This is a genomic window from Paraburkholderia sp. SEWSISQ10-3 4 (genome assembly GCF_030464785.1).
GTDB lineage: Bacteria > Pseudomonadota > Gammaproteobacteria > Burkholderiales > Burkholderiaceae > Paraburkholderia > Paraburkholderia aspalathi.
In genome coordinates this window covers 243,286-255,529 of record NZ_JALPRI010000005.1, presented here as the reverse complement: position 1 = coordinate 255,529, position 12,244 = coordinate 243,286, and the positions used below count along the sequence as shown (strand labels likewise).

Sequence of the window (12,244 nt, the reverse complement as noted above, 5' to 3'; positions counted from 1 at the left end):
GGCAACCTCAATGTCAGGGTTGATGATACCTGCTTCGTTGCGGGATGCCCGAGGCCGGGACTTGCTTTGCATCAGCGGCCGCACGCATTGGGGTGCGCGCGGCGCATCGGATTGGACGGATGGTCGGGTGCAGTCACCAGGCGTCACCAGGCGTTGACCACCGTCCGCGCGGGCGGCGCGGTGTCGTCGGGTGGAAGGGCTTCGGTGCGGTCGCGGCCGCCCGTCTTTGCCGCATAAAGCGCGGTGTCGGCGCGGCTCATGATGCGCTCGGGCAGATCGTCGGATGAGAGTTCGGTGATGCCGATGCTCACGCTCAAGCCCACCGAGGCCGGCAGCTTCGGCGAAGGAATTGCCTTCAGACGCAGGCGCAAGCGTTCGACAACTTCACGGCCGCCCGCCAGATCCGTGGCCGGCAGCAGCAGGCCGAACTCTTCTCCACCCAGCCTGCCGATCGCATCGGTGCCGCGCAACTCGGCCCGGCAAGTGTCGACGAAATGTTCGAGCGCGCGGTCGCCGGCGGCGTGGCCAAAGCGGTCGTTGATCTGCTTGAAGTGGTCGAGGTCGGCGATCGCCATGCACAGCGGCTCATTGCCCGCATGCGCGCGCTCGATCTCGTGGCGCAGCAGGTCGAGGAAGTAGCGCCGCGACAGCGCGCCGGTCAGCGCATCGTGGCGCGCCTCAGCCGAGAGCAGCGTATTGGCCGATTGCAACTGTTCTGCAAGGTCACGCGTGGCGCGATGGTGGCGCCGCTCGCGCACGTACGACACGGTGATGACCCATGCGAGCGCGACGGTGCCGGCCAGCGTCAGAAACACCAGCAGATGATCTCGCTTGTGATTGCGCAGCAGTTCCGGCCAGGCCGCGAGCGGATCGACCAGATGCGCCGAGAGCCCCGAGTTGAGACCGTTGCGTGCCTGGTACAGCGATGGCGCCGGCTGCTCGCTCATGCCGAACAACTGTTCGGCGACACCGGCTGGCACCCAGGGCGCCTGTTCGCGCACCCGCGTGTCGACCTGAATCTGGATGTCGGGGAGGATTTCGCGGCGATAGATGGTCAGGCGCTCGGCGGCGCTCATCTTCGTGACGTGCGAGTTCGGCAGCGCGTGGCCTTCGAGTGCGCTGTTGTGCGCCATGATGATGACGCCGTTTTCATCGGCGACAAAGGTACCGGCATGCGCGACCCAGTGGCGTAGCCGCGCGATCCCCACCTTGGCTACGACAACCCCCACCAGCAGACCGTCGGCGTACACCGGCGCCGCGATGAAGATGCCCGGCTCGCCGCTCTGGCGGCCGACGCCATAAGCTTCCGAAAATGCACCGAGCAAGGCATTCGTCAGGTAGCCGCGCATGCGCATATCCGCGCCGACGAAGGTGTGCTCCGCTGCAAGCGGTCGATTGACGGAGTTGCTCGAAGCGACGCAGATGCCGTTGGCATTGACGAGCCAGACCTGGTCGAGCCCGGAGAAGCCTTGCGCGTCGTGCAGGAAATTGCTCACGGTGCGCATTTGCGGGTCTTTTAACAACGCGTCGCGCAGGGCGGGTTCCGCCGCTTCGCCGTTCGCGGCATAATTCTGCGATTGCACCAGCGCGTGCTGGACCACGTCCATTTCGGCCATGGTTGCGGGGATGGCTCGAGACATGGCGAGGTCGCTGGCGATCACCTCGGCCATGTTATCGACGATCGACGTGGACATCTGGCGTTGCGTGCGCAAAGCCGCGTCCAGCTCTTGCTGTACCATCCGGTCCGCGACCATGCCGGCCACGAACCAGCAAACGAGCACGATCAGCGCGAAGCTGATCGGTCCGGTTGCCTGGCGCAAGGTTGTCCTGTTCATCGACCCTCTGATTCGTCTGGCTGTGACATGCAACTAGCTCATTCGTGGCAGCGCCCCGGCGCTGTGCCGCCCCTGTGGAAACGGCTGGCGATACGCCCTCGGTGTGGGCCGCGTTGTGGGACGGCAAAACCGCAAAAAGGCATGCCGTCTCTTGATTTTAACCGTCATGGGGCCAGACGCCACCCTTATTGCGGGAATGCGAAGTACATCCGCTTTGCCCATCAGGTTCTTAACGGCAGCGCATCAGCTTTCTGAATGGCTGCACGGGTTTTACAGGTGTTTGAAACCCGATCCGCGCAGTGATCGCGATTGCCGGGAAAGTGGTTGGCCGATAGTAGATGCTTCGCTCTACATGCTTTAGCGGCGCCGGCCGGAGGCGGTTGCCGGGGTGTTCGACTCTATTTATTGCTATTTGCCGTGAAAGGTTGTGCCTGAAACATAGGATGGTGTAGTGTCGTGCCGTCCAAAACAAGGAAAGCCCGCCAGCCTTCGGGCGGCGCCTGCGGCGACAGGGGCCTGGCTTGACGGTTGCGGTCCCGGGCGGCGTGCCCACGGACCCGTCCGCGGCCGGCCCGCGTGTCTCCAACGCTAACGATTTACCGCGCACATGCGTTTTGCCATGCCTGATTTCCTCTGTCTGGACCGATCTACAGACTGCCGCGCCGAAGCCGCGGCCCCCTGCGAGCGTTTGAATACCTGTATGAATAGGGAGAGCGTCTGATGGATTTCAGCTTCAATCTGAAGCGCACTGCCAATGCGTCTGCATGGCGGGTGTTGCCTAACCGTTGGGACTTCGTTGCCTTTCCGCTGATCATCTGCATCATTGCGATGGCGGCGATCGGCTTTCACGAGACCCTGGCGCCGATGTCGACGCTCAAGACTCAGGCGATCTCGCTCGACCCGACGAATCTGCCCGAGTACGCCATGCGCACCACACTGCGCATGCTGGCGGCAATGGTCGCCTCGCTGACCTTCACGCTGGTGTATGGCACGCTGGCTGCCAAGAGCCGCCGCGCCGGCATGGTGCTGGTGCCGATTCTCGACATCCTGCAGTCGGTGCCGGTGCTTGGCTACATTTCGTTTACGGTCACGTTCTTCCTCGCACTGTTCCCGGGCCGCGTGCTCGGCGCTGAACTGGCGGCGATCTTTGCGATCTTCACGAGCCAGGCGTGGAACATGACGTTCAGCTTCTATCAGTCGCTGCGCACGGTGCCGCGCGATCTGGACGAGGTGTCGCGCGGCTTTCATCTGACTTCATGGCAGCGCTTCTGGAAACTGGAAGTGCCGTTCTCGATGCCGGGCCTCATCTGGAACATGATGATGTCGATGTCGGGCGGCTGGTTCTTCGTGGTCGCTTCCGAAGCCATCACGGTCGGCAACAACACGATCACGTTGCCGGGGATCGGCGCTTATCTCGCGCAGGCGATTTCCGACAAGAATCTGCACGCTATCGGCTGGGTGATTCTTGCCATGACGGTCGTGATTCTTGCGTACGACCAGTTCATGTTCCGCCCGCTCGTCGCATGGGCCGATAAATTCCGCATGGAAACCACCAGCTCAGGCAATGCGCCGGAATCGTGGCTGCTCGACCTGATCCGCCGCACCCATCTGATTCACCGTCTGCTGGTGCCGCTCGGCTGGATGTTCGCCAAGGCCGCGCGCGTCAACTTCACGTTGCCTGCGTTTGGCGGCCCGCGTTTCCATATTCCGCAGCGCGAGAAGACTTCGCGCATCGGCGACATTGTCTGGGCAGCTCTGGTGCTGCTTGCCACGGTCTATGTCGTGTACCGCGTCGTTGCCTACGTGCGGACCGGCGTGTCGCTCGACGAAGTCTGGCACGTGCTCGTACTCGGGCTCATCACGTTGCTGCGGGTGGTGGTGCTGATCGCGATTGCTTCGGTGATCTGGGTGCCGATCGGGGTGCTGATCGGCCTGCGGCCGGCGCTGGCCGAGAAGGTGCAGCCGATTGCGCAGTTCCTCGCCGCGTTCCCGGCGAATCTGCTGTTCCCGGTGTTCGTTATCGCCATCGTGCGCTTTCATCTGAACCCGGACATCTGGCTGTCGCCGCTGATCGTGCTCGGCACACAGTGGTATATCCTGTTCAACGTGATTGCCGGTGCGAGTTCGTATCCGAACGACTACCGGGAAGCGGCCAAGAACTTCCATATTCGCGGCTGGCAATGGTGGCGTCAGGCGATGCTGCCGGGCATTTTCCCTTATTACGTGACTGGCGCGATCACCGCGTCGGGCGGTGCGTGGAACGCCAGTATCGTCGCGGAATTCGTTCAGTGGGGCGACACCAAGGTTGCCGCGCATGGCTTGGGCGCGTACATCGCGCAGACCACCGCAGCAGGCGACTATCCGAAGATCATTGTGGGCATCGCCGTGATGTCCCTGTTCGTGACCCTGTTCAACCGCCTGCTGTGGCGTCCGATGTTCGCCTACGCCGAAGCGAAGCTCCGGCTAGATTGAGAATTAAAGGCTAAACGCGATGCAAAATCCTAAAGCTGCTATGACTGCCGCGCCGATCCAGACCCCGCCGATGCCGCCGCGCCTCGGTGAGGAGATCTTGCGCGTCAAGGACGTGTGCCGCGGGTTCAACAAGTCGCAGGGCGAGCTGCTCGTCCTCGACGACGCGAATCTGTCGTTGCGCGAAGGGGAGATCGTCGGGTTGCTGGGCCGCTCGGGCTCGGGCAAATCGACGCTGTTGCGCATCATCGCCGGTCTGATCGAGCCGACCGACGGCGAAGTCACATATATGGGCAAGCCGCTCGACGGCCCGGCCAAGGGCGTGGCGATGGTATTCCAGACCTTCGCGCTGTTCCCGTGGCTGACCGTGCTGCAAAACGTGGAAGCGGGACTCGAAGCACAAGGCGTCGGCGCGAGTGATCGCCGTACGCGCGCGTTGGCGGCGATCGACCTGATCGGTCTCGACGGTTTTGAAAACGCGTATCCGCGCGAGTTGTCGGGCGGCATGCGTCAGCGCGTCGGCTTTGCGCGCGCGCTGGTGGTCGACCCCACGTTGCTGCTGATGGACGAGCCGTTCTCCGCGCTCGACGTGCTGACCGCCGAAACGCTGCGTACCGACCTGCTCGACCTGTGGACGCAAGGCCGCATGCCGATCAAGGCCGTGCTGATCGTCACGCACAACATCGAGGAAGCGGTGTTCATGTGCGACCGGATTCTGGTGCTGTCGTCGAATCCGGGCCGTGTGATCGCTGAGATCAAGGTACCGTTCAAGCATCCGCGTAACCGTCTGGACCCGGCATTCCGCCGGTTGGTCGACGACATTTACGCGAAGATGACCGCGCGCCAGACGGATGAAAAGACCAAGAAGGGCCTCGAGTTGCACAGCTGGCTGCCGCATGTGTCGACCAACCTGATGGCCGGTCTGATCGAAACGCTGGCCGCCGCGCCGTATCACGGCCGTGCCGACATGCCGGAAATCGCCCGTTCGCTGCATCTGGAGGTGGACGATCTGTTCCCGGTCGCCGAAGTGCTGCAGCACCTGGGCTTTGCCGACATCCGCGAAGGGGATATTTTCCTGACGCCGCCGGCACGCGTGTTCTCTGAATTCGGCACCCAGGAGCGCAAGATGATGTTCGCGGAACATCTGCTGCGCCACGTGCCGCTCGCCGCGCGGATCAAGAAGGTGTTGAACGAACGGCCGGGGCATCGTGCGCCGCGCGTGCGTTTCGAGCAGGAGCTGGAGGATTTTCTGTCGGACAGCGCCGCGGAAGAGACGCTCGACGCAGTGATCAACTGGGGCCGTTATGGCGAGATCTTCTCGTACAACGACCAGACGGAAATTTTCAGTCTGGAAGACGTGGAGTCATAAACCCGGTTGAGTCGATTAAGACGCTTCAGGCAAAAAGCGGCAGGGAGCCCCTGCCGCTTTTTTTATTGCAGAGCGCCCCAGCGCTCGACTGCCGGTTCCGCCGACGCCCACTTCCAGCCCTTGTCCTGCCGGCATGCGCTCGCCGTGTACCAGTCTTCGTGCGCGTTCGGGCCGTCGCCGTCCTGAACCGAGAACACGAAATCCTTGCACAGCGCGAGCGCCGAGCTGAACGCGCGGGTCACGCGCACCTGGCCGTGGCCGTTCTCGATCGGCAGCGTGTGTTTGACCGCCCAGGGCCGCGTCTCGCCGACCGGCATGGCGCCCGCCAGCGCGGCGATCAAGTTCTGCTGATCGGTGTGCATGACGCGCATGTAATGGCCGACGGCTTCATCGGTCGCGGCCTGTACGGCGATGCCGACGCCGATACCGATTGCCGGGTTGGATGTGACGAGGCCTGACGCGACGCCGGCAGCGGCGCCGCTCGCCGCGCCGACCGACGAGCAGCCGCTTGTCAGCAGGCTGGCGCCGACGCAGAGCGCACCAGCCAGCATGAGCCGCAGCCGGTTGCCGGAGAGCGCCGCCGCAGGCGTGCTTGGAACCAAGGCAGTACTCGTGCCGTTGATGAGCCGCTGCTCAGTCAGCGCGTGTTCTTTCCGTGGACGTGGAAGCGTCAGCGCCTTCATTGCAGCGCGCCCCAGCGTTCAGTAGCGGGTTCGGCCGACGCCCATTTCCAGTTGTCGCCGTCGCGGCAGATCGACGCGACGTAGAATGCGCTGCTCGCCGGCACATTCTTGGTGGCGGTCTGATCGACCGAGAAGACGATTTCCTTGCAGTCGAGCGCGCCGGCGCTGATCGTGCGGCTGACGGTGACACGGCCGTGTTCGTCGTCTTCGATCGGCACCGAGTGGGTCACGCTCCACGGTGCGATTGCGCCGACGTCGAGCGGCCCGGCGATTTTGGCGATGCCGTCCTGCGTATTCTTGTGGACTACGCGTTCCGAGTACTGCACGCCGGCTCGGGCCGCGGCCACTGCGCCAAGACCGATGCCGGTGGCGACTGCCGCATTGCTGGTGACCTTGGCCGCGAGCGCTGCGCCCGCGATACCGGCGCCGGCGGTGGCGCCTTCCGAGTAGACCGAACTACAGCCGCTCAACGCCGACGTGATCGCCACGGCTAGTGCGACGAGCGCCGTTGTATTCGGACGTCCGCGCTTAGCTGCGTTGGACGCGTTGGCGGTTCGTTTCGCCCATTCGACCCACACCATACTTTTTTGCATTTCCCTGTCTCTGCTCCTGCAAGTGCCTTTCGCTCAAGCACTGTTCACACATGTGTTTCGCGTGTGTCGACGGTGTGTGAGCGAAAGGCACGTCTTCCTTATCGTTGCGCCGTACGCTGCCGCATTTTGCAGGATGCCATTTGTAATTGGCAGTGGGAAAGTGCAAGCAATTGCAAAAGATGGTGCGAGTCCGATCGGTTTCTGGTGAGAAAAGGCCGATTTACCTGGCGGTGCGAAGGGATTAATTATGAGATGAAAGGCCTGCGAAAAGGACCGTTTCAGTAGAGAGGGGATGCAAAGCAAGCACACAAGGAGCGTGCAAAAGAAGACAGCAAGCACGCAGAAAACACCGGCTCACGCGAACGAACCGCGTGAGCGCCTAGCACGGCTTATTGCTCGGTTTCTTCGTCCGAACCTTCTTCACCGCCGTATGCGCTCAGGCGGTTGTAGAGCGTTTTCAGACTCACGCCGAGCGCTTTGGCCGCGCGCCGTTTGTCGCCGCCGCAATACTTGAGCGTGCCGAGAATGATCTGCTTTTGCGCATCTGCGAGCGGCGTGCCGATCCACACGCTCATCGCATCGCCCTGCGTCACGGGCTTTTTCACGCGCGAGGCGAGATGCGGATGCGGCAGCTCGACTGTCTTCTCCGCGAGAATGAACGCGCGATACACCGCGTTCTTCAACTCGCGCACGTTGCCCGGCCACGACCAGGTTCGCAGTGTTTCGATCGACCGTTTGCTGAAGCTCTTGCTCGCGCTTTCCTGCTGATTGAGCAAGGCAAGGAAGTGTTGCGCGAGCAGTTCGCGATCGTTTTCACGCTCGCGCAAGGGCGGCGCGCGCAACGGGAAAACCGCGAGCCGGTACATCAGGTCTTCACGCAGACCGTTTTCCTTCACCGCTACCGCGGGGTCGCGATTCGTCGCTGCAATCACGCGTACGTCGCCACTAATCAGTTCGTTGCCACCGACCCGAAAAAACGTGCCGGTCTCGAGCGCGCGCAGGAGTTTGACCTGGCGCACCGGCGCCATTTCAGTGATTTCGTCGAGAAACAGCGTGCCGCCGTTCGCATGTTCGAAGTAGCCGACGCGGGCCTGGACCGCGCCGGTGAAGCTGCCTTTTTCGTGGCCGAACAATTCGGCTTCGATGAGTTCGTCCGGAATCGCGCCGCAGTTCACGGCGACGAACGGTGCGTCCTTGCGGCTGCTTTGATCGTGAATCGTGCGGGCGATCAGTTCCTTGCCCGTGCCGGATTCGCCGATGATCAGCGCGGTCGCGTCGGTGCTGGCGACGCGTTCGATCTGTTCGTACAGATCGAGCATCACCGGCGACGAGCCATATAGCAGCCCGTACGATTTCAGTCCCGCGATGCCGTCCGCGACGCGCTGCTTCGCCTGGGCCGAAGCGTTGCCGCCGGCGGAGACGGTGGGCGAGTCCAGCTCGATTGACGCCATAAACGGAAAGTCCTGTGCAAATTGGGGTTCGGTGTTGCGGCGCGCAGGCCTTGTAGCAAGACGGACCCGTGCGGCCACTATCTCACAGAAATTCGATTTAACCACTTTGACGCCGCTTCCGGCAATCCATGTGACGGTCGGCGAAATAGGCCGGCGCAGGCCCGGTCGAAAGTGCCTGAGCTCAGGTCTGTACCGAATGACAGCGGCAAATTTACCGGGCACGGCGTTTGCGCCGTGAATCCGATATGCGTGTGCTTTTGAGCGATTCTGTTCGACGCGCGCCGGCGGCGGATGCGGCTCTCCGATTGTCCGCGACGTGCCGGAAACAAGATGCAAACGCCGAATTCAGACATAGGAGTGAATGATGACTGACACCACGCAACAGCTTGCACTCGGCAAGCAGAAGATTGTCGATGATCTGAGAGTGCTGCTGACGGACTCGGAAGAGATGCTGCGGCTCGCTGCCACCGTGCCGGGCGAAGGCGTCGATGCGCTGCGCGAGCGGCTAGGCGCGCATGTCGAAACGCTGCAATCGGCGCTCGGCGATGCGCAGGAGAGCGCCCAACGGCGCTACCGGGTCGCGACCGTCAATGCGGAGCGCTACGTGCGGCGCAACCCGTGGCGCTCGATCGGCATTGCCGCGGGCGCCGGCTTCCTGCTTGGCGTCCTCAGCACGCGCTAACGCGGAGCGCCCGACGCCGATCCGCTTGACGACAACAAGGAGTTCACGATGGGACGACCCAAAATTGGTATCTTCGGCGCGCTGATGGCCCTTGGCGGTTTTCTGGCTGTGCGCTACGTGCAGCGAAACCGCGCCGCGCAGGTTCCTGCGGCGCGTGAACTGAGCCGCTGGGAAGGCGAGGGCGGCACAGTCGCCACGCCCTCGGTTGCGCCGTCCGGCAGCGTGACGGCGGCGATTGCCGGCCCGTCCACGCCAGATACCGCGCATGGCGCAAACGGCTCGGCGCATCCAAATGGCAAAGACGGCGCATGGCCGTTTCCGCGCAGTTGAGGGGCAAAAACAGGGCCTTGCGGACGCGGCGCGTCAGCGTGCAGCTTCCGCAAGCGGCACCCGGCGTACATTACAAACTTGTCCCGATAAAGCCGTATAATAGGTTTACAGACAACAATGCCGCACTTTCCTAGGTGTTTTTCCTATTGATTGTTGCGATATTGAGTCAAGTCAGAGGTCCGGCGCTGCTGCGAAACGTTAGCGTGTGCTCACATTCGGACGCACTCGCGGCGCGGCGGCAAGCTGCCGGCCGGCTTCCTATCATGCGGTTTTGCATGTCCCCCATTCACGCTTTCGGGCTTTCGAGACGCGATGCCACACGTACTGATTGTCGATGACGATGCCGGTACCCGCGAGGCGCTTTCCGCCATCATCGGGGAAGACGGTTTGACTACCGCCACTGCGGGCGATTTGCGCGAAGCGCGCATTCAACTGGTCCGGCAGATGCCGGACGTCGTCTTTACCGACCTGAAGCTGCCCGACGGCAGCGGAGTCGATCTGTTTGAAGATCTCGATCCGCGCTCCGGTGTGGAGGTGATCGTGATTACCGGTCACGCCACGGTGGAGTCGGCGGTCAACGCGCTGAAGATGGGCGCCACCGACTACCTGGTGAAGCCGATCAACATGCAGCGCGTGAAGGCGATCCTGTCGCGCTTGCCGCGCGCGGGCGACCTGAAGGCGGAAATCGGCACGTTGCGCGGCGAGTTGCGCCGCATGGGCCGCTTTGGTTTGATGCTCGGCAATTCGCCGGCTATGCAGGAGGTTTACGACCAGATCGGCCGGGTTGCGCCGACGGCGGCCTCGGTCATGCTGGTGGGCGAGTCGGGCACCGGCAAGGAAGTTGCCGCTCAAACGCTGCACCAGCTCAGCTTGCGCCGTAAGCATGCGTTCCTCGCGGTGAACTGCGGTGCGATCTCGCCGAACCTGATCGAATCGGAAATGTTCGGCCACGAGCGTGGCTCGTTTACCGGTGCGGACCGTCAGCACAAAGGCTATTTCGAACGTGCGAACGGCGGCACGCTGTTCCTCGATGAAATCACCGAAATGCCGATCGAGTTGCAGGTGAAGTTGCTGCGCGTGCTGGAAACCGGCATGTTCATGCGGGTTGGGACGACTAAGGAAATCGAAACGGATGTGCGGTTGATTGCGGCTACTAATCGGGATCCTGAGCAGGCTGTGCTGGAAGGTAAGTTGCGGCTCGATTTGTACCATCGTCTGAACGTGTTTCCGATCAGTCTGCCGCCGCTGCGCGATCGCGGTAAGGATGTTGATTTGCTTGCGCAGGCATTCCTCGATGAGCTCAATGAGCGGCACAGCACGAAGAAGCATTTTCCGGCTGCTGTGAAGGATATGTTGATGTCTTACCCGTGGCCGGGCAATGTGCGCGAGTTGAAGAACTATGTGCAGCGGGCGCACATTATGTCTGGTTCCGATTCGGATAGTACGGCTACCGTGCCGTTGCAGATTACTTTGTCCAAGCCTGCGGCTGGTACGGCGATTACGATTCCTTTTGGAACCTCGCTTGCTGAGGCTGATCGGCAGTTGATTCTGGCTACGCTTGAGCAATGTGGTGGTGTTAAGACGCGGGCCGCTGAGATTCTTGGGATTAGTTTGAAGACGCTTTATAACCGGCTTGTTGAGTATGGGAATGATGCTCGGGATGAGGGGGATGTTGCCGATGAGTCTCGAGTTGTTGGGGGCGCTGGCGCTTAAGGTTTGTCAGTGTTCTTGAGGTGTTGGCCTTTCCTTGTTTTGTTAGTGGTCTATTAGCGTTGCCCCTGTGCGGGGCGGCACCTACTTTTCTTTGCCGCCGCAAAGAAAAGTAGGCAAAAGAAAGCGGCTCACACCACGCCTGCTAAGTGGGCACCGTGGTTTACATAGGGTAGTGGTGCATCTGGAATCTGGGTTCGTGCCGCTGCATGCGCCAGTGACAAGGGTGTCATTCTTCCGGCGGCGCTGCGCGCGCCGAAGCGTAGGTCTTCGAACCATTTGTTGGTTTCTCTCTCCTTCCTTTTATTCGGCACGGGCCTTGCTGCGGTTCTCTTGAACGCAAAACGAGGTAACCGATATGCCGGAATACGCCGCCGCTTCTTCACTTCCCCTTCCGCAGTACGCTCATCGTCCTGAGCCTAACGAGCCGCCGAATCCTGCGGAGCCTGACACCGTTCCGAGTCCGACTCCGGATCCTATCGAACCGGTTGCGCCGCCCATTGGCGATCCGCCTTCGCAGCCCACGCAAACGCCACAAGCCAGTCGGTGTCCGCCGTTGCGAGCCTCCAGCATGCAACTCTGACGTGTTCTGTGCGCTGGACCGCAGTCCAGCGCATTGATTTTATGTACTTGTTACAAAGCCGGCGCATCTTTTACCGGCAATTTACCGTCGTGAACCCTACACTGAATTGACGCCGCTCCCGATGGCGGCGGGCTTCCCCGGAGGCATCAATCATGAGACACCCAGCACTGCGGCGTTCCGCGCGCCACTCGAAGCGCGACTCCCGGCCAAGCAGCAAGAACGCCCCAGAGGAGTCGCCGGACCCGGCTGCGCAGAACCGCGTCGCGCCCAATGCGCCGCCAGACGGCGAGCACAACCAGGGCGGCGTGCGTCAGGAAGGGTTGGAGTACCAGCGCGATCTCGGTTCGGAGCAGGACGCCTGAGTCCGTCCGACGGCCGGTAAGAAGGGTTCCGGTTTCGTCACGCAAAGCAGAAAAAAATTCCTCGCGGCGTTCTGATGCTGCGCGTTTCTGCTCGCTTGTCACATTTACATACATTTTTATTTTCAGCATCTCATAAAACGGCACGCGACTTGCGTGCACCTCTTTGGCACATATCCG

The 12,244-nt window shown here is 61.9% G+C and carries 11 protein-coding genes; 7 read left to right on the top strand and 4 right to left on the bottom strand.

Annotated features, from left to right (window positions below; translation table 11 throughout):
- Positions 1 to 143 precede the first annotated feature (143 nt).
- On the bottom strand, positions 144 to 1,835 hold the full coding sequence (locus M0D68_RS14565; protein WP_266224665.1) for a sensor domain-containing diguanylate cyclase: 1,692 nt from the start codon (positions 1,833 to 1,835) through the stop codon (positions 144 to 146).
- Positions 1,836 to 2,555: 720 nt separating this feature from the next.
- On the opposite strand from M0D68_RS14565, the gene M0D68_RS14560 reads away from it, so the two are divergent.
- On the top strand, positions 2,556 to 4,307 hold the full coding sequence (locus M0D68_RS14560; RefSeq protein WP_093643837.1) for an ABC transporter permease subunit: 1,752 nt from the start codon (positions 2,556 to 2,558) through the stop codon (positions 4,305 to 4,307).
- Positions 4,308 to 4,326: 19 nt separating this feature from the next.
- Positions 4,327 to 5,673 (top strand): AAA-associated domain-containing protein, encoded by a 1,347-nt coding sequence (locus tag M0D68_RS14555; RefSeq protein ID WP_093643836.1) that lies wholly within the window; start codon positions 4,327 to 4,329, stop codon positions 5,671 to 5,673.
- 62 nt (positions 5,674 to 5,735) lie between these two features.
- Here the strand turns inward: M0D68_RS14555 and M0D68_RS14550 are convergent, their stop codons facing one another.
- From M0D68_RS14550 to M0D68_RS14540, 3 genes are all read right to left on the bottom strand, one after another.
- Positions 5,736 to 6,224 carry a hypothetical protein gene (locus M0D68_RS14550; protein ID WP_093643983.1) on the bottom strand — a complete coding sequence of 163 codons (489 nt, stop codon included), beginning with the start codon at positions 6,222 to 6,224 and terminating at the stop codon, positions 5,736 to 5,738.
- A 128-nt stretch (positions 6,225 to 6,352) separates the two neighbouring features.
- On the bottom strand, positions 6,353 to 6,949 hold the full coding sequence (locus M0D68_RS14545) for a hypothetical protein (RefSeq protein ID WP_211705795.1): 597 nt from the start codon (positions 6,947 to 6,949) through the stop codon (positions 6,353 to 6,355).
- A 389-nt stretch (positions 6,950 to 7,338) separates the two neighbouring features.
- A complete protein-coding gene (locus M0D68_RS14540) occupies positions 7,339 to 8,400 on the bottom strand; it encodes a sigma-54-dependent Fis family transcriptional regulator (protein WP_200650756.1) in 1,062 nt (353 codons plus the stop codon).
- Positions 8,401 to 8,764: 364 nt separating this feature from the next.
- Between M0D68_RS14540 and M0D68_RS14535 the strand changes: the two genes are divergently transcribed.
- The 5 genes from M0D68_RS14535 (at position 8,765) to M0D68_RS14515 (ending at position 12,067) form a co-directional block, all read left to right on the top strand.
- Complete coding sequence (locus tag M0D68_RS14535; protein WP_093643834.1) at positions 8,765 to 9,082, top strand: YqjD family protein; 318 nt, start codon at positions 8,765 to 8,767, stop codon at positions 9,080 to 9,082.
- A 48-nt stretch (positions 9,083 to 9,130) separates the two neighbouring features.
- Entirely contained in the window at positions 9,131 to 9,412 is a 282-nt protein-coding gene (locus tag M0D68_RS14530) for a hypothetical protein (protein ID WP_093643831.1), read from the top strand.
- Between the two features lie 312 nt (positions 9,413 to 9,724).
- Entirely contained in the window at positions 9,725 to 11,125 is a 1,401-nt protein-coding gene (locus tag M0D68_RS14525; protein ID WP_093643829.1) for a sigma-54 dependent transcriptional regulator, read from the top strand.
- Between the two features lie 355 nt (positions 11,126 to 11,480).
- The gene (locus M0D68_RS14520) at positions 11,481 to 11,705 is read left to right on the top strand and encodes a hypothetical protein (RefSeq protein WP_093643827.1); all 225 of its coding nucleotides are present in this window, start codon (positions 11,481 to 11,483) and stop codon (positions 11,703 to 11,705) included.
- A 152-nt stretch (positions 11,706 to 11,857) separates the two neighbouring features.
- A complete protein-coding gene (locus M0D68_RS14515) occupies positions 11,858 to 12,067 on the top strand; it encodes a hypothetical protein (RefSeq protein WP_093643824.1) in 210 nt (69 codons plus the stop codon).
- The last annotated feature ends 177 nt before the right edge of the window (positions 12,068 to 12,244 follow it).